The organism is Xanthomonas sp. NCPPB 3583 (assembly GCF_041475715.2).
Lineage (GTDB): Bacteria > Pseudomonadota > Gammaproteobacteria > Xanthomonadales > Xanthomonadaceae > Xanthomonas > Xanthomonas euvesicatoria.
In genome coordinates this window covers 3,262,986-3,285,674 of record NZ_CM191263.1, presented here as the reverse complement: position 1 = coordinate 3,285,674, position 22,689 = coordinate 3,262,986, and the positions used below count along the sequence as shown (strand labels likewise).

Here is a 22,689-nt window from a genome sequence, read left to right as displayed (position 1 = left end):
GAGTGATCGCGATTCGCGTCATCGCCCAATCTTGACGCATTCAAAAGCTGGGTCGTCGAGTGCGCGGTTTCCTCGCCGCTTGCGGGACACGCCGTGAACCCGTCCATGGGAGTCGTTGGCGGCATCCATGCCGCCAACGGTCCCGCAAGTGGCGAGGACACCGCACCAGACAGTTGACTGACGCCTGGTGAAAGCAGCTCGCTGCCGCGAACAGGTTCCTGCAGGCGTCGATTGGGTCTTTGCTGCGGATCGATCGGCCATCACATCGACAGGCGCTGCGACGAGCGAATGCGCCATTACGTGATTCGTTTTATCGAGTTGCGGTCGAGCCAACGCAACAGGGCGCGATTCGCATCGCGCCCTGCTGCGGTTCTACCTCTTGATCAGCCGACGACCGGCCAGGCAATCAACCGTCACCGATCAACAACAGCGAAACCCACTCTTGCCGCCATAGCGCGCATCCTGGCGCTCGCGGAAGAAGGCGGGGTAGTCCATCACCGGTTTGTCGGGATGCTTTTCCAGCATGTGGCGCACGTAGTTGTCGTAGTCGGGGATGCCGCAGCACAGCCGCGCGGTCTGGATCAGACGCCGCCAGATGCGGCGATGCGCCTGATAGTGACTGGCCAGGACGAGTTGCGTGCCCATTACAGGTCTGCCATCTGATGCGGCTGCAACGCCACGTACGGGGTTTCGCGGTCGGTGCGCTGCGGGTTGCGGCGTGCTGCCACGATCGTCTTGATCGAATAGATCAGGATCGAGCCGACCACGAACAGGAACAGCACGGTCAGCCCGGTGTTGACGTAGGCATTGGTGACGATCTGCTGCATCTGCGGCACTGTCTTGGCCGGCGCGGTGATGGTGTTGCTGGCGATGGCCGCCTGGAACTTGTGCGCCTGCGCCAGGAAGCCCTGCGCCGGGTTGCTGTCGAAGATCTTGATCAACCCGGCGTACGTGGTGCACAACAACAGCCACAGCGCCGGCACGATGGTGACCCACGCGTAGCGGTCGCGCTTCATCTTGAACAACACCACCGTACCCAGCATCAACGCGATCCCGGCCAGCATCTGGTTGGAGATGCCGAACAACGGCCACAAGGTCTGGATGCCGCCGAACGGATCGATCACGCCGGTGTAGAGCAGGTAGCCCCACAGCGCCACGCAACCGGCGGTGGCGATGATGTTGGCGGTCCACGACTCGGTTTTCTTCAACGCCGGGATGAAGTTGCCCAGCAGGTCCTGCAGCATGAAGCGGCCGGCGCGCGTGCCGGCGTCTACCGCGGTCAGGATGAACAGGGCTTCGAACAGGATGGCGAAGTGATACCAGAACGCCATGGTGTCTTCGCCCGGCAGCAACTGGTGCAGGATCTGCGCGATGCCCACCGCCAGCGTAGGGGCACCGCCGGCGCGCGCCAGGATGCTGTGCTCGCCGATATCGCGTGCCGTGGCCTCGAGTACCTGCGGTGTGATCGAGAAGCCCCACTCGCTGATCTTGGCAGCCACTGCGACAGTGTCGGTGCCCACCAGCGAGGCGGGGCTGTTCATGGCGAAGTAGATGCCCGGCTCGATGATCGACGCGGCCACCAGCGCCATGATCGCCACGAACGATTCCATCAGCATGCCGCCGTAGCCGATGTAGCGCATGTGGCCTTCGTTGGCGAGCAGCTTGGGCGTCGTGCCGGACGCGATCAACGCATGGAAGCCGGAGACCGCGCCGCAGGCAATGGTGATGAACAGGAACGGGAAGATGCCGCCCTTCCAGACCGGGCCATCGCCGGTGGAGGCAAATTGCGTGAGCGCCGGCATCTTCAGGTCCGGCATGACAACCAGGATGCCGATCGCCAGGGCCAGGATGGTGCCGATCTTGAGGAAGGTGGACAGGTAGTCGCGCGGTGCCAGCAGCAGCCACACCGGCAGCACCGAGGCGACGAAGCCGTAGCCGATCAGCATCCAGGTGATCTGCTTGGCGGTGAAGGTGAAGGCCGGCCCCCAGGTCGGGTCCGCGGCCACCTTGCCGCCCAGCCAGATCGCCCCCAGCAGCAGGATCAACCCCACCACCGAGATCTCGCCGATCTTGCCGACGCGGATGTAGCGCATGTAGACGCCCATCATGATCGCAATGGGCATTGTGGCGATGACGGTGAACATGCCCCATGGGCTTTCCGCTAGCGCCTTGACCACCACCATCGCCAGCACCGCCAGGATGATGATCATGATCAGGAAGGCGCCGAACAGGGCGATGGTGCCGGGCACCTGGCCCATTTCCTCGCGCACCAGATCGCCCAGCGAGCGGCCGTTGCGACGGCTGGACAGGAACAGCACCACGAAGTCCTGCACCGCACCGGCGAACACTACGCCCACCACCAGCCACAGCAGGCCGGGCAGGTAGCCCATCTGTGCGGCGAGCACCGGACCGACCAAGGGCCCGGCGCCGGCGATGGCGGCGAAGTGATGGCCGAACAGCACGTGCTTGTTGGTGGGCACGTAATCCAGGCCGTCGTTGTTGGCGACCGCCGGGGTGGCGCGGGTGATGTCCAGCTGCATCACCTTGTCGGCGATGAACAGGCTGTAGAACCGGTAGGCGATCAGATAGATCGACACCGCGGCCACCACGATCCATAACGCGTTGATGTGCTCGCCACGCCGCAGCGCAACGGTACCCAGGCAGAACGCGGCCAGCAGCGCCAACGCGCCCCAGGCCAGCTTGGAGAACCCTTTCATGCATGCCCCTCAGGAACGATTCGTTCAAGGGTCCCCCCACGCCCGGCTGCGGTCAATGCCAGGCGGGCGCAACGGGTTAAAACTTTGGTCGTAGGGTGCTGCGGTCACAGATCGGTTAGAGCGCTGGCACGCTGGCGGCGTTTGGAACGATCGGTTGCAATGGTCGCGGTTGGGCGGCGGCCCGCGCGCACCCATCATTGGCGCTTCGCCACAGGGCACAGGGACAAGCGATGAGCACCACGACCACCACAGCAGCGCACGTACTGCGCACCATTCGCGGCATGCCGACCTCCGACGGGGCCGGGGTCAAGCTGACCCGCGTCATCGGCACGCAGCAGCTGCCGGAGCTGGACCCGTTCCTGATGCTGGACGAATTCGGCACCGACAAGGCCGAAGACTATCTGGCCGGTTTCCCCAGCCACCCGCATCGCGGTTTCGAGACCGTGACCTACATGCTCGACGGGCGCATGCGCCACAAGGACAACCACGGCAACGAAGGCCTGCTGACGCCGGGCAGCGTGCAATGGATGACCGCCGGTCGCGGGCTGATCCATTCGGAAATGCCGGAGCAGGAATCCGGGCGCATGCGCGGCTTTCAGTTGTGGGTAAACCTGCCGGCGCGCGAGAAGATGACCGATCCCAAGTACCAGGAGTACGCACCCGACCACATTCCGGTGGCGCATCCGGCGCCCGGCGTGACGGTCAAGGTGATTGCCGGTGCGGTCGGCGAGGTGGTCGGGCCGATCGTGCAACCTGCAACGAGCCCGGTGTACCTGGATATCGCGTTGGAGCCGAACGTGGAATGGGAGTATCAGCTGCCCAGCGGACATAACGCGTTCGCGTATGCCTTCGAGGGCGCGCTGACGGTGGGCGAGAGCGACACCGCGCGCGTGTTGCCGGCGCAGCAGCTGGCCGTGCTGGGTGGCGGACAGCGCCTGCGCCTGCAAGCCGGTGCCGACGGTGCGCAGCTGATCCTGGTCGCGGGCCGCCCGCTCAACGAGCCGGTGATGCGGCATGGCCCGTTCGTGATGAACACCAAGCAGGAGCTGATGCAGGCGTTCGTCGATTTCCAGGAAGGCCGGTTTTGAACCGGCCCGCGTACGACAACAGGAGCCGGCAATGAGTGACCGGCCCGTCAGCGTGCGCACCGGCACGGTGCCGTACACGGTCAGCATCCACGACGGGCTGCACACCTGGAGCGGCGATACGCAGCCGGCCAATGGTGGCAGCGACGCCGGGCCGGATCCCGAATCGCAGGTGTTGGGCGCACTGGGTGCGTGCACCGCCATCACGGTGTCGATGGTGGCCGCGCGCAAGCAGTGGCCGCTGACGGCGGTGCACGTGCATCTGCGTTACACGCAGCGCGGCGCTGCCGGCACGGCGATCGCCCGCGCGGTGGTGCTTGACGGTGCGCTCGACGACGAGCAACGCGCACGGTTGATGGAGGTGGCCGACAAATGCCCGATCCATCGCCTGCTGACCGGCGAGGTGCGCATCGAGACTCAGTTGCAGGCGGCTGGCGGCGGTGGAGACACGGCGATTCGAAGCGACTGACAGACGCTTGCCGGCAGTCTTTGGGTTCGGTGAGTGCGGAATCGGAATCGGAACGAGCGATCGGTCCACCCGATTCCGGGCGTATGCCGACATGGCATGCGCCACTGCTCCAACGTTTGCAACCGTGAGCGTTCTCCAGCCCATCGCCGCCGCACGTGGTGGCCACCGGAATCAAAATCGTTGAGCGGCTGGACGCATCGGCGCGCTTGGTGCATGCGCAAGCTGCTCGGGCGTCGCCTCATGCGCGTCGGCGCGACACGCGAGGGCACGAGCATCAGTGCGCAATGGTGATCTGCGGCGACACGCTCGCGGCAGATACCGTCAGACACTGTCTGCAGCGTGCCGGCAAACCCGCGCGCTGCAAGACGGGTGCAGCAGTGCGCGGGGCTGTGACGCGCGCTGCGTCAGCGCTGCAGCGCCAGGCTGGCCGGCTGCAGATCCATGTTCTGCACCATCGACTGCATCGAGGCGAGTTCTTCGGTGCTGGCGCCATCGATCCACAGCTGGGCGTAGCGCTTCTTGCCCAGTTCGACCACGGTGACACGGCGCGATTCCGTGCCCGGCATGTCGCGGCCGCCCAGATCGAGCTTGTACCAGTAGAAGTCTTCCTGCTGGATCTGGCCCTTTTCGGCGCGCCGCTCGCGTGCCAGTGTCATCGCCGGGTCGCGGGTAGTGAGCATCACGCCGACCACCTGCCGGCCATCGGCAGTCATGGCCTTGCAGACCAGGTAATCGGCACCGGCGAGCTCGTTCCACTGCAGGCCGGAGGCCGGTGGCAACGGCGGGCAGACCGGCGAGGTCTGGGCATGGGCGGTGGCAGCGGCCAGCAGCAAGCTCAGGCCAACAAGGCAGGATGCAGACTTCATACACGATTCCCCGGCATTGGATGACGATGCGGGCGCGCCGATTTCGTGCCGTTGCAGTGCCTCGAACTCCCCGTCCAAGGACTGCCGTCTACGCAACGCGCTCCGTCTACAGGGCCATCACTACCACAGTTTTGCGAGTCAGCTCAAGTGGTGTCGCACCTGTGCCTGGCATCGCATGTGCAGCGTGGCACTTCCGGTAAGAGACCTGGTGATCGCGCGTGTTGGTCCACCCGCGCAGCGCACGGTTTCAAGGGTAATTAACCGGTTTCGGGGCCGGTGACTCGGGCAGCGGAATGAACTCCTCGTCGTCGCCGGGAATGCTGCCGAAGCGGCCTGCCTGCCAGTCGTCCTTGGCCTGCTCGATGCGTTCCTTGGAACTGGACACGAAGTTCCACCATAGATGACGCGGCCCATCCAGCGGCTCGCCGCCAAGCAGCATCGCCTTGAGCGGGGTCTTGGCGCGCAAGCGGCCACGGGCGCCGGGCGAGGGTACGATCAGGTGGCGAGCTGGCACGTCGGCACCATCCAGCTGCGCTTGGCCTTCCAGGATGTACAGGGCGCGCTCGGTGTGCCCGGTGTCCAGATCGAGTTCGGCGTCGGGCGCCAGATCCAGCGCCACATTCAGCGTGCCGCTGAACACCTGCACCGGCGATTCCTCACCGTACGCGCGGCCGGCAATCACGCGCAGCCACACGCCGTCGCGGCGCTGCTGCGGCAAGCTTGCCGCCGCGTGGTGATGGAAGGCTGGCGCGGTTTCTTCGGCCGAGCGCGGCAAGGCGATCCAGGTCTGCATGCCGTGCAAGGCGTGTTCGCGTGCGCGCTCCGGGCCTGGCGTGCGTTCGGAATGGGCGATGCCGCGGCCGGCCGTCATCCAGTTGACGTCGCCTGGGCGGATCACCTGATCCGAGCCCAGCGTGTCGCGGTGGCCGATTTCGCCGGCCCACAGGAACGTGACCGTGGCCAGGCCGATGTGCGGATGTGGGCGTACATCGATGCCGTGATCGGGCTCCAGCACGGCTGGGCCCATGTGGTCGACGAACACGAATGGACCGACGCTGCGCGCCTGCAGGGTGGGCACGGCGCGGCGCACTTCCAGGCCGCCGATGTCATGGACGCGTGGAGCGATCAGGGTGGTCATGCGCGGTCTCGTGGAGTGATGACGTAGGCACGAGCTTGGCATGCGCGATGGCCGAGGCGGGCGCGTGGCGTAAAACGCAGTGTCCGAGTCATGGCGCTTCATGCGCGTCGGGGAATGCGCGATCGGCGCGAGCTGGCACCGCACCGCGAACACCATCCGGGCATGGCATGGCATGGCGTAGCAGCGGTTCGTGGCGAGAACGCCCTGGTCCCTTGCAGGCAGATGCGTTGCCAACGTGGACATTGTTGCCAGCGAAGACGACTCATCCAGCGCTGCGGTCCGGGATCAGGCAGGCCGCAACATTGAGGCGTAGGCGCGGGCGCCATTCCCTTCCGCATGTCCAATCGGCAAGGCCGGAGGCGCTTGTGGCCAGCATGGCTGGCCTGATCTTCCACCGCAAGCGGCCGTGTCCAGACCTCGCCGCCGTTGCTGCCGCGAAGCATCGGTTGGCAGGTTCTGGCAGCGGCGAAGTTTCAACACGAGCGAAGTTGCATTGCGGGAAGCGTACCGGCGCAACCTAAATGCGTGGTGCCAAGTCACGTGTGTCATCGCGCCATGAATAATGGCGGCCCTTGCACGATCCACGGCTGCCGGATCGGCAACGGTCGCTCGCGGCGCAGAGTCCGCGGTGCGCACCTGGCGGCAAGCCGCTCGCGCTCTAACGTTTTACTCGATGCGTTTGAGATTCTCATTCCCAATCTGAGGAATTACCTTCATGGTCTCATCGATCTCAGGAAAGAAAACCAAATCGCTGCTCTTCTTGGTAATGGCGGCGTCGGTGCCAGCCCTTGGTACTGCCCAGAGCGTCCAGCATGCCGTCTCCAGCCGCATTATCAGTGTGGCCGCTGGTGTCCGCTCGCTGGCCTTCTCGGCGAATGGAAAGACGGTTGCCTGCTATGCGGTCTATGCCAACAGGAGCGTTGCAGGGCCGACCCTCAACAGTGCGGTCAACTATCAGGTGGTTTCTTCGTCTTCCTCATGCAGGGATCAGCCCTACGCAGTCGGGTATTCCGTGAACTTCCAGCCCCCATCCAACAAGAACATGGTTTTCTTCCGGGTCGACGGTGCCGGTCGCATCGCCATCACTGAAAACTGATTGATCGCCTCAGCGCCGCGTCAGTGCGTCCGCCCGTGCATGCGGCGCCTGACGCGGCTTGAACGCCTGCTCACAGCAGCTGACCGGAGCAGGCTGCCGGTACCGTCACCTCGCCGCGGCGCGAGGCCAGCCGGTCGGCCAGGCGCGTGGGCTCGGGCAGGCGATAGGCGCGCAACGTGCGCAGGGTCCAGTCGAGCGCGCCTTGCATCGACACGCAATGGCCGGGCGAGACAATCAAGGGGTTGCAACGCGGTTTGCTGCGCAGTGCCCAGCCGATCTGCGCACCGCCCAGCAGGATCGGCGTGTGGTCGCCGCGTTCGGGCCCAGGCTCGGCGAAGCTGCCGGCCAGGCGCTGCTTGGCGATGCCGATGCACGGCAGGCCGGTGACCACGCCGAAGTGCGCCGCGATGCCCAGCCTGCGCGGATGCGCGATGCCCTGGCCATCGATGAACACCAGATCCGGCGTACGCGACAGCAGCGCCAGGGCCTGCAGCAATGCGGGCAATTCGCGAAAACTGAGCAGGCCGGGGACATAGGGCATCGAGGTCGGCACGCGCGCGACGTGCGTTTCCAGCGGGAGCAGCGTCTGCACATCCAGCAACACGGCAGCCGCGCGGGTGATCTGGCCATCGTCTTCGAAACCGACATCGAACCCTGCAAGCAACTGCGGCGTTGCGCTCACCGCGTCATCGAGCACCACGCGCCGTGCCAGTTGCTGCTGCAACTGTCGCGCCTGAATCACGCTGCCGTCCCAACCGGCGAAGACGGGATCGTTGGTCTGCATTGCGAAAGCATCGCGCGCTGCCTGTGGCGATCTCGTGCACGCCTGCGATGCACGCGCTGCCGCTACAATCGCGGGCTGATCGGCCCCAATCGGAGAACCGTAGTGACCCGCAAACTCGTACTGCTGCGCCATGGCCAGAGCCAATGGAATCTGGACAACCGTTTCACCGGCTGGGTGGATGTGGAACTCACCGACCAGGGCCGCCAGGAAGCTGTGGCGGCCGGCAAGCTGATGAAGGACGAAGGGCTGCAGTTCGATGTCGCCCACACCTCGGTGCTCAAGCGCGCCATCCACACGCTGCAGGGCGCATTGAAGGAACTGGACCAGGACTGGTTGCCGGTGTCCAAGAGCTGGCGCCTCAACGAGCGCCACTACGGTGGCCTGCAAGGCCTGGACAAGGCCGAAACCGCGGCCAAGCACGGCGAGGAGCAGGTCAAGATCTGGCGCCGTTCCTACGACATCCCGCCGCCGGCGATGGACGTCAACGACCCGGGCCACCCGTGCCACGACCGGCGCTACGCCACCCTGGACCGCAACGCGCTGCCGGGGACCGAGTCGTTGGCAACCACGCTGGTGCGCGTGTTGCCGTATTGGCACGACGCGATTGCGCCGCAATTGAAGGCCGGGCAGACCGTGCTGGTGACCGCGCACGGTAATTCGCTGCGCGCGCTGTACAAGTACCTCAACGATGTCTCCAACGAGCAGATCCTCGAGCTCAACATCCCCACCGGCATCCCGTTGCTGTTCGAGCTGGACGACAACCTGCAGGTGCGCAGCTTCCGTTACCTGGGCGACCCGGAAGCGGCCAAGCGCGCGGCCGAAGCGGTGGCCAACCAGGGCAAGGCGAAGTAATCGCCGGCGGCGGTTGCAGCGCTGCGTGCGGTGCGCGCAGCGCGTGTTCTTGTGCGCATGAGGCTGCAAGCGGCTACGTGCGGTGATGAATGGAAGCGGTGCGAGAGGGTAATACGCGCTCGGCACCGAGGCGCAGGCGAGACACGATGTCCGGCAAACGGAGAACCCGGCAGATGACTGCCGTTTACTGTCGCGCGTATCTGGTGACGCTCGGCATGCTGGTGGCCGGCGGGGCTGCGTTTGTCGCCTTGGCTGCTGGCGACATCTCAGGCGCGGGGCTGGCGCTGGCACTGCTGATCTGCGCGATGGGGGCGCTGTTGCTGGGGTTTGGCGTGGCTGGGCCGGCGCCACAGATGGAAGCGTGGGCCGATGCGGCGTCGGGGCACGAGGTCGCCCTGGCGCTGATGGTGCTGGCGTATCCGGTGTATCTGGTGATGGCGCCGTTTTACGCGCGGCGTTGAGCGCATGCGATGGCGCGCGTTGCGCCGGCATGCAGGTGGAGTGGAAGCAGTGCGTGGCGGTGCCGATGACGGACGCGCACGTGCTGTACAGATGCAATGGACTTTCATGGCGCACGGCATCGACTTCATGTTGCGGTGCCGCTGCACGGATGTGGTCTGGCCGGTTGCAGAGCGACTGACGAAGAGGCGGGCGCCTGCGCTGCGCGGTTCTTCGCCGGCGCTTGCCGACCGGATGTCGACTTTTTTTCGATCGCGCCTGCGCGGTCATGCCCTGGAGAATTCAATGAAGTTGCGCAAGTTAGCTCCGCTGTCGCTTGCGGTCGCCATCGTGGTCGCGCTGTCTGCGTGCGGCGCCTCCGATGACACCGCCAAGGTGGCGCCTGCCGCGCCGCAGGCGGTATCGACCAAGGTGGATGTGTCCAAGCTCGATGCGCCGATCGTGGCATTCAGCAGCAGCGACCTGGACCCGAGCATCGCTGCGTGTCAGGACCTCAACGGGTTCGTCAACGCCAAGTGGCTCAAGGCCAATCCGGTGCCGTCCGATCGCACCAGCTGGGGCAGCTTTGAGGTGCTGGCCGAGCGCTCGCTGACCATCCAGCACGCGTTGGTGGAGCAACTGGCGCGCGGCAATCTGTCGGCCGGTTCGGTGGATGCCAAGATCGCCGACCTGTGGCGGACCGGCTCGGATGAAGCGGCGATCGACAAAGCGGGCATTACGCCGCTGCAGCCGCAGTTGAAGGACATCGACGCATTGACCGATGCGCCGTCCATCGCCGCCTGGTTGCGCAACAGTTATGCGCAAGGCCAGGGCTTGGTGTTTTCGTTCGGTGCCAATGCCGACTACAAGAATTCCGAGCAGATGATCGCCTACGCAGGGCAGGGCGGTCTGGGCTTGCCCGAAAAGGGCTATTACACCGATCCGGCGCAGGCAAAGATCCGCGAGCAGTACGTGGCCTACATCGCGCGGATGCTGGAGCTGTCGGGTATCCCGGCAGCGCAGACGGCCGCGCAGGCCAAGGCGGTGATGGCGTTCGAGACGCGCCTGGCCAATGCGTCGTTGTCGCGTATCGAACTGCGCGACCCGGCCAAGCGCTACAACCCGGTCGATGTGGCCGGCGCCAACGCCATCACGCCGCACTTCGACTGGAAGGCGTTTTTCGCAGCGCTCAAGGTGCCGGCCGGCACCTTCTCGCTGAGCCAGCCGGGCTATTTCGCCGAGCTCGATGCGATGCTGGCCGATACGCCGATCGCTACCTGGAAGGCGTATCTGCGCTTCCATACGGTGGACGAAGCGGCGCCGTATCTGGCCAAGCCGTTCGAGCAGGCCAATTTCGATTTCTACGCAAAGACCCTGCGCGGCCAGCAGGACATGCTGCCGCGCTGGAAGCGCACCTTGAATGCGGTCAACGAGGCGATGGGCGAGGCCCTGGGCCAGCTGTACGTGCAATCTGCATTCCCGGCCGAATCGAAGGAGCAGATGCAGCAGCTGGTGCAAAACCTGTCGGCGGCGCTCAAGGCGCGGTTGGAAAAGCTCGACTGGATGAGCGCGGACACCAAACAGCGCGCACTGGAGAAATGGGCCAGCTTCACTCCCAAGATCGGTTACCCGGACCAGTGGCGCGATTGGTCGGGCCTTCAGACGCGTGGCGACGGCTTTCTTGCCAACATGCAGGCCGCGCAGGCATTCAACTACCGCGACATGCTGGACAAGATCGGCAAGCCGGTCGACAAGCGCGAGTGGCACATGACCCCGCAGACGGTGAATGCGTACTACAACGCCACACGCAATGAGATCGTGTTTCCGGCCGCCATCCTGCAGCCGCCGTTCTTCGACCCCAAGGCCGATCCGGCCTTGAACTACGGTGGCATCGGTGCGGTGATCGGGCACGAAATGATGCACGGCTACGACGATTCCGGCAGCCAGTTCGATGCCAAGGGCAACTTTGATAGCTGGTGGACCGATGCAGACCGCAAGCTGTTCACCGAGCGCACCGACCGGCTGGTGGCACAGTTCGATGGCTATGAAGCGATCAAGGGCGTGCACGTCAAAGGCAAGCTGACGCTGGGCGAGAACATCGGCGATCTGGGCGGCCTGACCGTGGCGTACGATGCCTTGCAAATGGCGTTGCAGGAGCAGCCGGCCGCCAACACGCAGATCGATGGGTATTCGCAGGACCAGCGGTTCTTCATGAACTGGGCCACGGTCTGGCGCCGCAACTTCACCGATGGCGAATTGCGCGTGCGCCTGAACACCGACCCGCACGCACCAGCGAATTTCCGTGCCAACGGTGCGCCGTCGAACATGCTGGCGTTTGCGCAGGCGTTCCAGTGCAAGCCCGGCGATGCGATGGTACGTGGCGACAACGAGCGGGTGACCATCTGGTAAGCGCCGCGGGCGCGCGCTGGTGCTTCGGCAGCTGGCGCGCCACACCGCTGATGACGCCGTAAATCACCACGTTCGCCCTGTGCGGCACGCGGTGCTGCGAGTACTCGCGTCCACGGCACTTTCACGACACCCGTCTGTTTCTCGCGGGAATTGTCGAGGTTGCTTGTGGCGGCGTCTGCACACCGGCCTGCCCGCGTGGGCTCTACACTGCCGCGCTGCGCATCGCGGAATCGGCAGTGACAAAGCGGAAATTTTTCAAATGGTTCGGCATTGCGCTGCTGGTGCTGGTGCTGGCCAGCGCGTTATCGCTGTACGGCTACGGGCGCTTTGCCGACCGCCAACGCGGGCCGGTCAGTCACGTGCTGCCTGCCACGGCGGTGGCGACGCCCATCGACAAGGTGGTGGCGCCACTGCAACAGGCGCACGTCGATCAGACCGGCATGGTGATCCTGCCGGATAACGTCGATGCGTTTGCGGTACGTGCGCTCACCGCGCGTGCGGCCGGGCGCAGCCTGGATCTGCAGTACTACATCTGGCATGCCGATTTCACCGGCAACCTGCTGCATAACGAATTGCTGCGCGCGGCCGATCGCGGCGTACGCGTGCGGTTGTTGCTGGACGACATGAATATCCATGGCAGCGATTCGGTGCTGGCTGCCCTGGATAGCCATCCGCTGATCGAGATTCGCCTGTTCAACCCCACGCGCGCGCGCGAAGGCACCTTGATGCGCGGCGTGGAGATGGTGCTGCGCATGTTCAGCATCAATCGCCGCATGCACAACAAGGCCTGGATTGCCGATGGCCGCATCGCGGTGGTGGGTGGGCGCAACGTGGGCGACGAATATTTCGATGCGGCGCGCGGCACCAACTTCATGGATATGGATGCGGCGCTGATGGGGCCGGCGGTGGGCCAGGCCGAGCAGGTGTTCGACGCGTACTGGAACAGCCCCAATGCCTTGCCGCTGTCTGCGCTGGTCACCGCAAAGCCGCAGGCACTGGAGGCCTTGCGTGGCAGCCTGGACGCGGGCATGGCATCGGTGCGCGCGCATCCGTACGTGGAGCGGCTCAAGCGCTCGCCAAGCGTGCGTGAACTGATGCAGGGCGACCGACCGGTGCACTGGGTGTCGCAGGCGCGCATCGTCTCCGACCCGCCGGAAAAAGCCGAAGGTGCGCCGCCGCAAGCCGACTGGATGACGCCGGTGCTGATCGGCGAAATGGCGCACGCACAGCGCGAGCTCAAAGTGATCTCGCCGTATTTCGTGCCGGGCGACGAGGGCATGCGCTGGATCGGCAACCTACGCCAGCGCGATGTGCGCGTGAGCATTCTGACCAACTCGCTGGCGGCCAACGACGTGGTGGCCGTGCACAGCGGCTATGCCGGCTATCGCGTGCCGCTCCTGCAGCAGGGCGTGCGCCTGCATGAGCTCAAGCCGATGGGCAAGCCGGACGGCAGCCTGTTCGGTTCCAGCGGCGCCAGCCTGCATACCAAGGCGTTTGTCGTGGACGACAGCAGCGGTTTCATCGGCTCGTTCAACCTGGACCCGCGTTCGATGAACCTCAATACCGAAATGGGCCTGCTGTTCAACGACCTCCTGGTCACCGCGGAGCTGGAGCGGCTGTACAACCACAAGATCAGTGCGCCGGTGAGTTACCGCGTGACCCTTGAGCAGGGCGAGCTGCGTTGGCACGACGATGCCGCGCAGCCGCCCGAGGTGTGGTCGCGCGAGCCGGCGGCGAGCGTGTGGCGACGTGGCGCAGCAGCGGTAATGGGCTGGTTGCCGCTGGAGTCGCAGCTGTAGCTGGCTGGTTAGCGTGTTGCCCTCATCCGCCCTTCGGGCACCTTCTCCCGCTGGCGGGAGAAGGGAATGTGGCGGTCTTTCATGGACAGGAGAATGCGCGCGTCGATGCGGCGCAGACGCAGTGGCTGCGTTGGAGCAGACGCAATGGCTGCATTGGAGCATGGGCAATGGCTGTGTCCAGCAGGTGCACAGGCTCTGTCCAGCAGGTGCAGTGGGTCTGTCGCGCGGAAGACGCGGTAGACGCGGTGGCTCTGTCAGAGCGTTGAGCGCGTGACGTGGACGTCCGTCGCGTCACTGCAGCTGCGTCACGATCTCGCGCGCCATCGCGCCCAGCGGCAGGATACGGTCTGCGCCGCCGCGCTTGATCGCTTCCTTGGGCATGCCGAACACGATGCTGGTGTGTTCGTCCTGTGCCACCGTGCGTGCGCCGGCCTGGCGCATTTCCAGCAGGCCGGCGGCGCCATCGTCGCCCATGCCGGTCATGATGATGCCCAGCGCATTGCTGCCGGCCGCGCGCGCGGCCGAGCGGAACAGCACATCGACCGACGGCCGATGCCGGTTGACCGGTGGGCCTTCCAGCACTTCGACGAAATACTGCGCGCCGCTACGACGCAGCAGCAGATGTTTGCCGCCCGGTGCGATCAATGCACGGCCCGGCATCACCCGGTCGTTGTTGGCGGCCTCCTTGACGGCGATCTGGCAAAGACCGTTCAGGCGCGCGGCGAAGGCAGCGGTGAATTTCTCCGGCATGTGCTGCACGATCACGATGCCGGGGCAGACGCGCGGCAGCGCGGTGAGCACTTCTTCCAGGGCCTGGGTGCCGCCGGTGGAGGTGCCGATGGCGACGATGCGTTCGGTGGTCTGCGCCAGCGCACGTCCGCTTTGTGCCGGCAGGATGACATCGGCGGTGTGCTTGACCTCCGCTTCCAGCGGCGCGGCAGTCACGCGCGCAGCCAGCCGCTTGACGTTGGCGCGCGCTGCGCTGCGCACGGTCGCCACCAGTTCGTCGGCAGAGTCGGTGAGAAATTGCTTCAGACCCAGGCGGGGTTTGGTCACCACCGCCACCGCGCCGGCGGCCAGTGCATCCATGGTGACGCGCGCGCCTTTTTCGGTAAGCGTGGAGCAGATCACCACCGGCGTGGGCCGCTCGCTCATGATCTTGCGCAGAAAGGTGATGCCGTCCATGCGCGGCATTTCCACGTCCAGCACGATCACATCCGGCCAGTGCTGGCGCATTTTTTCGATCGCCAGCAGCGGGTCGGCGGCAGTGGCGATGACCTCGATGCCCGGCGCGTCGTTGAGCACGCCCACCAGGACCTGGCGTACCACTGCCGAATCGTCGACCACCATGGCCTTGATGGTCGTGGGGTTGGCGGCGGGGCGATGGAGCGCTGTGGACACGGTGAATCCTTGGGTCATGCCTTGCGGAAGATCGAGGGTGCCACCTGGACCAGATCGATGTCGAGTTCGCTCAGGCTTTCCGAATGGCCGATGCAGAAGTGCCCGCCCGGCTTGAGGTTGGACAGCACGCGCAGGATCACTTCGCGCTTGGTCTGGCCGTTGAAATAGATCATCACATTGCGCAGGAAGATCGCATCGAAGCTGCCCAGTGCCGGCAGCGCGGCATTGAGGTTGGCGTGCACGAACTGTACGCGCTCGCGCAGCCGCCGCTCCACCAGCAAGGTGCCGTCGTACTCGCCCTGGCCACGCAGGCAATAGCGTTTGAGATAGGCCTGCGGGATGCCGTCGATACGTTGCAGCGCGTAATGGCCGGTGCGCGCCTTGGCCAGCACGCGCGTGCTGATGTCGGTGCCTACCACCTCGAACGGGCGGCCCTGCAAGGTGTCGTCCAGCACCATGGCCATGCTGTAGGCCTCTTCGCCGCTGGAACTGGCCGCGCTCCAGCAGCGGAACGGCAGCCCGCCACGGTGTTCGCCGGCCAGCTTGCGCAGCAGCTCGAAATGCTTGGGCTCGCGGAAGAAATAGGTTTCGTTGGTGGTGAGCAGGTCGATCGCGGTCTGGATTTCCCTGCGGTCCTGCCGGCTTTCCAGCAGCTGCAGGTACTGCGTATAGGTGCTGAACTGATGTTCGCGCAGGCGCTTGCCCAGGCGGCCGCACAGCATCGCCTTCTTGCCGGAGGAAATGGTGATGCCGGCCGCTTCGAAGATGAAGCGCTGGAAGCGGCCGAACTCCTGTTCGGTGATGGCGGTCGCGGTGCTCATCGGCTCAGGCCACGTCCGCATCGCTGTGGAACGTGCTGTCGCTCAGGCGTGCGATGCGCATGGCGTGTTCGCGCCACCACTCCGACAGCATCGGCCCGGGCATCGGCGAGGCCATCAGATAGCCTTGTGCCAGGTCACAGCCAAGTTCGCGCAGCAGCCGCCAGTCGTCGGGCGTTTCCACGCCTTCGGCCACGGCGGTGAGTTCGAGCCGATGCGCCAGCTCCAGCGTCGATTCAAGCACGGTGCGCTGGCTGCGGCTGCGATGCGCCGCATGCACGAAGCTGCGGTCCAGCTTGAGTTCGGTGAAGGGAATGCTGGCCAGCCGCTGCAGCGAGGAGAAGCCGGTGCCGTAGTCGTCGATGGACAGGCCGAACCCGTGCAGGCGCAAACGCGCCAGCATGCTCAGCGCATTGGCCGGCTCCACGATGGCGCTTTCGGTGAGTTCCAGCACCAGGTCGGCCGGGCTCAGGCCATTCTCGCCCAGCTTGGCGCACAGCTCTTCGAGAAAATGGTCTTCGCCCAAGAGCCGGGGCGAGAGGTTCAAGGCCAGGCTCAGGTCCAAGCCTTCGGCGCGCCAGTCCACCAATTGCGCGATGGCCTTGTCGATGACCTGCTGCGTCAACGCGTGGATCAAGCCTTCGCGTTCGGCCAGCGGAATGAAACGGTCCGGGCCGATCATGTCGCCTTGCGGGCGGCGCCAACGTGCGAGCGCTTCCACGCCACGCAGGCGGCCGTCCTTCAGGTCGAGCTTGGGTTGGTAGGCCACACGGATCTCGCCGCGGCGCATGGCACGGTCCAGCCGCGAGGCGGCGGCACCACCGCTGGACATCAGCGGCGAGATCGCCACCGGCGCGAATGCCGGTGCATCGGCGGCCGGCTCCGGTTCGCAATCCAGCACGGTGGCCAGATCTTGCAGGTTCATCGGCTTTTCGATGCCGCCGAGCACGCGCACGCCGGCACTGCGGCTGAGTTGCATCACTGCATCGATCAAGGCACCGCCGCGTTGCGAGACCACCACCACCGGCACGCTGTATTTGCCGCGCGCCAGGGCGTCGAGCAACTGCACGCCGTCCATGCCCGGCATTTCCAGATCCACCAGCAACAACGATGGCGCCTGGGCGCGCGTCAGCCATTCCAGTGCCGCGTTTCCGTCGACGGCACCGTCGACCACGCTTGCGCCGAGCTGGCGACACAGCGCCATGGCGTGTTCGCGCTGGACCACGCTGTCGTCCACGACCAGGACGGGGCCGGCCAGCGTGCAGTTGCAGGAGAGAAGGGCGGGGCGCATGGGAGTCCTTGAGTGCATGCGTGAGGTCAGGCCGCCAGCTCGGCGGCCGGCAGCTGGGCGAGCGTGTCGTTGCCCAGCACGGCATCGGCATCGAGCAGGATCACGAAGCGCTCGCCGATCTTGCCCATGGCGTGGATGAAGTCGCGCGCGATGCCGGCGCCGAAGCTGGGCGTGTCGACGATGTCGGAAGGCGCGATTTCCAGCACTTCGCTGACCGCATCCACCAGGAGCCCGAGCACCTGATGCAGCTGGCCATGCGCGATCTCCACGATCACGATGCAGCTGCGCTTGGTGATCGCGCTGGCGTTGCGGCCGAAGCGTTGCTGCAGATCCACCACCGGTACCACCGCTCCACGCAGATTGATCACCCCGCGCAGTGCCGGCGGCATCATCGGCACGTCGGTGGGGATGCGGTATTCGATGATTTCCTTGATGCCCAGGATGCCCAGGCCGAACATTTCCCCACCCAGCAAAAACGTGAGGTATTGCTGCGGTGCCGTCGAAGACGGCACTTGGCGGTCGGTTGCAGGAAGCGCTTGCATCGTCGGCTCCTCAGAAGCTGGCGAATTGCGATTCGTCGATCGCATCGGCGGTGGCGGCGACCGCACTGAGCTGGCGCACGTTGGTGCGTCGTGGCTGCGCGCTGCTCACCGTGGCAGGCGCATGCGCGGCGATCCTGCGCGGACCCTGCCTGTTGCTGCCCGACGCGGCGCGGCCGCCATTGCCCAGCCGGAAGAAGCCCATCAGCTGCTGCAGCTGTTCGGCCTGCGCGCTCATCTCTTCCGAGGTGGCGGCCAGTTCTTCGGCATTGGCGGCGGCCGATTGGGTGGTCTGGTTCAATTGCCCCACGGCGGTGTTGATCTGGCTGACACCGGCGGTCTGTTCTTCGGAAGCGGCGGCGATTTCCTGCACCAGGTCGGAGGTGCGGCGGATCGAAGGCACCATCTCGCCGAGCACGCGGCCGGCGCTTTCGGCCAATTCCACGCTGGATTCGGCCACTTCGCCGATTTCCTGCGCAGCGATCTGACTGCGCTCGGCCAGCTTGCGCACTTCGGCGGCGACCACCGCAAAGCCCTTGCCGTGTTCGCCGGCGCGCGCGGCTTCGATGGCGGCATTGAGCGCCAGCAGGTTGGTCTGATACGCGATGTCGTCGATGATGCCGATCTTCTTGGCGATGTCCTTCATCGCCACCACGGTGGCGCGCACGGTGTCGCCACCGTCGGCCGCTTCGCTGGCCGCCTTGGCCGCCATGCTGTCGGTGACGCGCGCGTTTTCGGTGTTCTGCGCGATGGAGGCGGTCATCTGCTCCAGCGAGGCGCTGGTTTCTTCCACGCCGGCCGCCTGTTCGCTGGCGGCCTGGGCCAGCGCCTGCGCGGTGGCGCTGACCTCTTCCGACGCACTGGCCAGGTTTTCGGCGTTACGGTTGACCTCATCGACGATCTCGGTGAGGCGGCTCATGGTGGTGTTGACGTAGCGCTGCATGTCGGCGAAGGCGCCTTCGTAGCGGCCTTCCACGGTGTGGGTGAGGTCGCCTTCGGCCATCGCGCCCATGACCTGGATCACTTCGGAAATGCTGCGCAGGTTGCCGCGCGCGCGCTCCACGGTGTCGTTGATGAAAGCCTTCTTGCCCGGCAGCTGCGCCAGCGGTGCATCGAAATTACCGCGGCCGAATTCGGCCACCACGCCCATCGCCAGCTTCTTGACCGCGATATGCGCGCCCACCATCTGGTTGATGCCCAGCGCCATGCTGCGGAAGTCGCCATCGAAGCGGCTGCTGTCGATGACCACGTCGATATCGCCGGCTTCATGTTCGGCCGACATGTGGTTGATCTCGGCGATCAGGCCGGTGAGGTTGCCGCGTACCTGTTCGATGGTGTCGTTGATGAAGCGCTTCTTGCCCGGCAGCAACGGCAGCTGTGCGGTGAAGTTGCCGCGGCCGAATTCGCTGACGCAGGCAATGGCTTGCTTCTTGACCGCGATATGGCTGGCCACCATTGCGTTGATGCCTTCGGCCATGCGACGGAAATCGCCGGTGAAGCGCTGGGTGTCGATGACCACATCGATATCGCCGGCATCGTGCTCGGCCGACATGCGATTGACCTCGGCGACCATGCCGGTGAGGTTGCCGCGGATCTGGTCGACGATCTCGTTGATGAAGGCCTTCTTGCCCGGCAACCGTTCCAGTTCGGCGGAGAAGTTCCCGCGACCGAACTCGGCCACACAGGCCATCGCCTGCTTCTTGACGGCGATATGGCTGGCCACCATGCGGTTGATGCCGTCGCCCATTGCGCGGAAATCGCCTTCGAAGCGCGCCACGTCGATGCGCGCGTCGATCTCGCCGGCATCGTGTTCGCGCGAAACGCGATTGATTTCCTCGTTGACATGGCGGATGCCGCTCTGCACCTTGCGCAGCCCGCGCAGGACATCGCTGGCCTGGTCCTCGCGCACCTGCGGCAGCGCCACATCGAAGTTGCCGCGCGAGAACGCGTCCAGCATGGTGGTGGCCATCTCCAGCGACGCGCTGGCGATACGGATTGCCCAGACCAGCAAGGCGCCGCTGATCAATGCTGCAACCAGGCTGGTGCCCAGCAAGGCTGCGTGCGAGAGCGCCAGCGCCACGCCGGCGACGACCACGACAACGGGCAGGGCGATTGCAAGCGCGGCGGTGAACCACAACTGCGTAGCGATCGGTAGACGGTGTGACATGACGGTAGCTTCCTGGGGTCAGGTAACGACAAACGACGGTTCGGACGGAGCGGGGGCGCGGACGTTCAGGCCGCCAACGCGTCCTGGTTGGGATGCAACTGCTGAATCAGGCTTGGCACATCCAGAATCAGTGCGACATCGCCGCTTCCCAGAATGCTCGAGCCGCTGATGCCTTTGACCTGCGCGAACACCTTGGACAGCGGCTTGATCACCGTCTGCCATTCGCCGAGCAGGGTGTCCACCACCAGGCCGAAGCGCTGTGCGCCCTGCCGGATCACCACGATGCTTTCGCGCGAGGGCGTCTTGCCGCCCAGCGCGAACAGTTCGCGCAGGCGCACGTAGGGCAACACGCTGCCGCGCAGGTCGATGTAGTCGCTGGCGTAGTCGGGGGTGAACTCCACGCACTCTTCGACCACGTCCAGCGGCACCACGAAGACCGATTTGCCCACGCCGACCTGGAAACCGTTGATGATGGCCAGCGTCAGCGGCAGGCGCACCGAGATGGTGGTGCCCACGCCGGCGGCGCTGTCGATCTCGACCGTGCCGCGCAGTGCGGTGATGTTGCGCTTGACCACGTCCATGCCCACGCCGCGCCCGGACAGATTGGTGACCTTTTCCGCCGTGGAGAAACCCGGTTCGAAGATCATCGCGAAGACGTCGCGGTCGCTGAGTTGGCGGCCTGGTTCGATCAGACCACGTTCGAGCGCCTTGGCCAGGATGCGGTCGCGGTTCAAGCCGCCACCGTCGTCGGTGATCTGGATGACGATGCTGCCGGAGTCGTGATATGCGTTGAGCCCGACGGTGCCGCGCGCAGGCTTGCCGCGCGCCACGCGCACGTCTGCCGGCTCGATCCCGTGGTCCATCGCGTTGCGCACCAGATGGGTGAGCGGGTCGCCGATCTTTTCCACCACCGACTTGTCCAGTTCGGTGTCTTCGCCGGCCACCACCAGCGCGATGTCCTTGCCCAGTTCGCGCGCCACGTCGTGCACCACGCGCTGGAAGCGGCTGAAGGTGCCGCCGATCTTGACCATGCGCAGCTGCAACGCGCTTTCGCGCACGTCTTCGACCAGGCCAGCCAGGATCGAGGCCGATTCCAGCAACTGCGCATCGCCGGTGCGTTGCGCATTGGCACTCGTGCTGGACACGGCGATGATGAGTTCGCCGACCAGATCGATCATGCGATCGAGCTTGTCGGCATCCACGCGGATGGAACGCGCGTCGGCGCTGCGCGCGGCAGCGTCCGGCGCGGCACGGCCTGGGGCCGAAGCGGCGCTGGGTACTGCAGCAAGCGGCTTGTTCGGCGTGGGGCTGGCTGCCGCTTCGGCGCTGAGCAATTCAGCGGCGTCGGATGGCGCCGGAACCGACACGATCTCCAGATCGCAATCTTCGCGGACGAATTCGAACACCTCTTCGATGGCGGCGCGGTCGGCATCGCTGCGCAGCAGGATCTGGAAGCCCAGGTAGTTGGCTTCCGGATCGAGGTCGTCGAATGCCGGCAGCTGGCTGATATCGGTGGTGATCGATTCGACCGAGCCCAGGCTGCGCAGGTTGCGAATCAGCTTGAGCGGCGAATTGCCGAAGCGCAGTGCGTCGGCGAACAGTTTCAGGGTGATCCGCCAGTAGCCACTCTGCTTTTCCGGTGCGCCTTGCGCAACCGCGGCTGCAGTGACGCCGCAGGCGCTGCGTTGCAGATACGTCTGCAATTGCGCAAGCAGCGGTTCGGCTTCGGCGGCCAGCGCGACCGGGTCGGCGTGGCTCGGGTCTGCGGCGGTTTCCACCAAGGCATGGATATGGTCGCAGCACACCAGCAGCAGCCCGATCAGTTCCGAGCTCAAGCTCAGCGCTTCGTCGCGTACCAGATCCAGCACGCTCTCCACCACATGGGTGAAGCCGACCAGCTGCGGCAGGTCGAACAGGCCGCCGGAGCCCTTGATGGTGTGCGCGGCGCGGAAGATGGCATTGACCGCATCCGGCGACGGTTCGCCGCGCTCGGCTTCGAGCAGATGACGTTCCATGTCTTCGAGCAGGTCCCGGCTCTCGGCCAGGAAGGTCTGCATCAGCTGGTTCATGTCCATGCGCGCGTCACCAGTCCGTTAGTGAATTCGTTCGCCCAGGCCTGCAACCGCATGCGGGTACAGGGCCTCGAGCAGGCCGAGCAGCTCGATGACATCGACCACCGCACGGCTGGAATCGGTCAGCGAAAACGGCCGGCCATCGGCCTGGATCGCCTGCTTGGTGGCCAGCAACAATTGCAGGCCGGTGGTATCGATCTCGCTGACGGCGGCCAGGTCCAGATGCAATCCACCCGGATGCAGCAAGGCCGGCTGCAGCAACGGCTTGAGCTCGGCCGCGCGACGAATGGTCATCTCGCCCTCCAGGGCAAGGGTCAGCGGCGCGGGTAGATCGGACAGTGGCGTGTTCATTGGTGCCTCAAGCGGTGCGATGGCGCACGGGTGCGTACCATGGCCTGGGAAGGTCGCAACGGCCTGGACGGGTGTGAGCAGCGCTGCACACGGGCCATGCCGGTCTATGCAGGTATCGGCGCCTTTTGGAAATATTTAGGCAAAATTCAGCGCAATGACGGATTTGCGAAACCCGTCACCGCCTGTGGATTAATTGCTCAGCTTTGTCGGAAGCAGGCTCAGGGGGACTGATCGAGCCTGTCACGTCGGACAGTTCGCCCCGTTCCGGCACGGCGTTGCAGGTGACGCCCCGGCTTGTGCGCGCGTGAAGCACCGGCGGGCGCTTTTATCCAAACCGGATGCGCGGCGCGCAGGCTGCGGTAGTCATGACTGGCAAATGCGACCAGGCGGAGGATTG

General features: G+C 65.4%; 20 protein-coding genes. 8 read left to right on the top strand and 12 right to left on the bottom strand.

The window, feature by feature from the left end:
- Window positions 1-420: 420 nt before the first annotated feature.
- Window positions 421-645 (bottom strand): YbdD/YjiX family protein, encoded by a 225-nt coding sequence (locus ACCQ07_RS14330; RefSeq protein ID WP_003488133.1) that lies wholly within the window; start codon window positions 643-645, stop codon window positions 421-423.
- Window positions 645-2,717, bottom strand: coding sequence for a carbon starvation CstA family protein (locus ACCQ07_RS14325; RefSeq protein WP_008572442.1), 2,073 nt, complete (start codon window positions 2,715-2,717; stop codon window positions 645-647). Before ACCQ07_RS14325 ends, ACCQ07_RS14330 begins: the two co-directional genes overlap by 1 nt.
- Window positions 2,718-2,947: 230 nt before the next feature.
- On the opposite strand from ACCQ07_RS14325, the gene ACCQ07_RS14320 reads away from it, so the two are divergent.
- Together ACCQ07_RS14320 and ACCQ07_RS14315 are read left to right on the top strand one after the other, a co-directional pair.
- Window positions 2,948-3,805, top strand: a complete 858-nt coding sequence (locus tag ACCQ07_RS14320; protein WP_127166699.1) for a pirin family protein — start codon at window positions 2,948-2,950, stop codon at window positions 3,803-3,805.
- Window positions 3,806-3,836: 31 nt separating this feature from the next.
- Entirely contained in the window at window positions 3,837-4,271 is a 435-nt protein-coding gene (locus ACCQ07_RS14315) for an OsmC family protein (protein ID WP_031423537.1), read from the top strand.
- Between the two features lie 404 nt (window positions 4,272-4,675).
- Here ACCQ07_RS14315 and ACCQ07_RS14310 read toward each other — a convergent pair whose 3' ends face one another.
- Entirely contained in the window at window positions 4,676-5,137 is a 462-nt protein-coding gene (locus tag ACCQ07_RS14310; RefSeq protein WP_008572445.1) for a hypothetical protein, read from the bottom strand.
- 247 nt (window positions 5,138-5,384) lie between these two features.
- Window positions 5,385-6,275, bottom strand: a complete 891-nt coding sequence (locus ACCQ07_RS14305) for a pirin family protein (protein ID WP_078563413.1) — start codon at window positions 6,273-6,275, stop codon at window positions 5,385-5,387.
- A gap of 715 nt (window positions 6,276-6,990) precedes the next feature.
- Between ACCQ07_RS14305 and ACCQ07_RS14300 the strand changes: the two genes are divergently transcribed.
- Window positions 6,991-7,371 (top strand): hypothetical protein, encoded by a 381-nt coding sequence (locus tag ACCQ07_RS14300; protein ID WP_031423533.1) that lies wholly within the window; start codon window positions 6,991-6,993, stop codon window positions 7,369-7,371.
- Between the two features lie 70 nt (window positions 7,372-7,441).
- On the opposite strand, the gene nfi is transcribed toward ACCQ07_RS14300, so the two are convergent.
- Window positions 7,442-8,155: a deoxyribonuclease V gene (gene nfi, locus ACCQ07_RS14295; protein WP_372363405.1), complete on the bottom strand. Its 714-nt coding sequence runs from the start codon at window positions 8,153-8,155 to the stop codon at window positions 7,442-7,444.
- Window positions 8,156-8,257: 102 nt separating this feature from the next.
- Here nfi and gpmA point away from each other — a divergent pair, with 102 nt between their 5' ends.
- The 4 genes from gpmA to ACCQ07_RS14275 all read left to right on the top strand — a co-directional run bounded on the left by gpmA (window position 8,258) and on the right by ACCQ07_RS14275 (window position 13,653).
- On the top strand, window positions 8,258-9,007 hold the full coding sequence (gene gpmA, locus ACCQ07_RS14290; protein WP_008572455.1) for a 2,3-diphosphoglycerate-dependent phosphoglycerate mutase: 750 nt from the start codon (window positions 8,258-8,260) through the stop codon (window positions 9,005-9,007).
- Window positions 9,008-9,153: 146 nt separating this feature from the next.
- Complete coding sequence (locus ACCQ07_RS14285; RefSeq protein ID WP_029819865.1) at window positions 9,154-9,468, top strand: hypothetical protein; 315 nt, start codon at window positions 9,154-9,156, stop codon at window positions 9,466-9,468.
- A 283-nt stretch (window positions 9,469-9,751) separates the two neighbouring features.
- On the top strand, window positions 9,752-11,854 hold the full coding sequence (locus ACCQ07_RS14280; RefSeq protein WP_218496131.1) for a M13 family metallopeptidase: 2,103 nt from the start codon (window positions 9,752-9,754) through the stop codon (window positions 11,852-11,854).
- Window positions 11,855-12,090: 236 nt separating this feature from the next.
- On the top strand, window positions 12,091-13,653 hold the full coding sequence (locus ACCQ07_RS14275) for a phospholipase D family protein (protein ID WP_372363404.1): 1,563 nt from the start codon (window positions 12,091-12,093) through the stop codon (window positions 13,651-13,653).
- Between the two features lie 291 nt (window positions 13,654-13,944).
- On the opposite strand, the gene ACCQ07_RS14270 is transcribed toward ACCQ07_RS14275, so the two are convergent.
- The 7 genes from ACCQ07_RS14270 to ACCQ07_RS14240 all read right to left on the bottom strand — a co-directional run bounded on the left by ACCQ07_RS14270 (window position 13,945) and on the right by ACCQ07_RS14240 (window position 22,292).
- Complete coding sequence (locus ACCQ07_RS14270; protein WP_008571299.1) at window positions 13,945-15,072, bottom strand: protein-glutamate methylesterase/protein-glutamine glutaminase; 1,128 nt, start codon at window positions 15,070-15,072, stop codon at window positions 13,945-13,947.
- Window positions 15,069-15,875 carry a CheR family methyltransferase gene (locus tag ACCQ07_RS14265; protein ID WP_008571300.1) on the bottom strand — a complete coding sequence of 269 codons (807 nt, stop codon included), beginning with the start codon at window positions 15,873-15,875 and terminating at the stop codon, window positions 15,069-15,071. The genes ACCQ07_RS14270 and ACCQ07_RS14265 overlap by 4 nt, the downstream gene beginning before the upstream one ends.
- 4 nt (window positions 15,876-15,879) lie before the next feature.
- Window positions 15,880-17,163, bottom strand: a complete 1,284-nt coding sequence (locus ACCQ07_RS14260) for an EAL domain-containing response regulator (RefSeq protein WP_029819860.1) — start codon at window positions 17,161-17,163, stop codon at window positions 15,880-15,882.
- Between the two features lie 26 nt (window positions 17,164-17,189).
- A complete protein-coding gene (locus ACCQ07_RS14255; protein WP_011348073.1) occupies window positions 17,190-17,705 on the bottom strand; it encodes a chemotaxis protein CheW in 516 nt (171 codons plus the stop codon).
- Between the two features lie 10 nt (window positions 17,706-17,715).
- On the bottom strand, window positions 17,716-19,869 hold the full coding sequence (locus ACCQ07_RS14250; RefSeq protein WP_372363403.1) for a methyl-accepting chemotaxis protein: 2,154 nt from the start codon (window positions 19,867-19,869) through the stop codon (window positions 17,716-17,718).
- A 65-nt stretch (window positions 19,870-19,934) separates the two neighbouring features.
- Window positions 19,935-21,944 (bottom strand): chemotaxis protein CheA, encoded by a 2,010-nt coding sequence (locus ACCQ07_RS14245; protein ID WP_008576106.1) that lies wholly within the window; start codon window positions 21,942-21,944, stop codon window positions 19,935-19,937.
- Window positions 21,945-21,962: 18 nt separating this feature from the next.
- Window positions 21,963-22,292, bottom strand: a complete 330-nt coding sequence (locus ACCQ07_RS14240) for an STAS domain-containing protein (protein WP_003488096.1) — start codon at window positions 22,290-22,292, stop codon at window positions 21,963-21,965.
- A gap of 39 nt (window positions 22,293-22,331) precedes the next feature.
- On the opposite strand from ACCQ07_RS14240, the gene ACCQ07_RS14235 reads away from it, so the two are divergent.
- On the top strand, window positions 22,332-22,523 hold the full coding sequence (locus ACCQ07_RS14235; RefSeq protein ID WP_127164924.1) for a hypothetical protein: 192 nt from the start codon (window positions 22,332-22,334) through the stop codon (window positions 22,521-22,523).
- Window positions 22,524-22,689 lie beyond the last annotated feature (166 nt).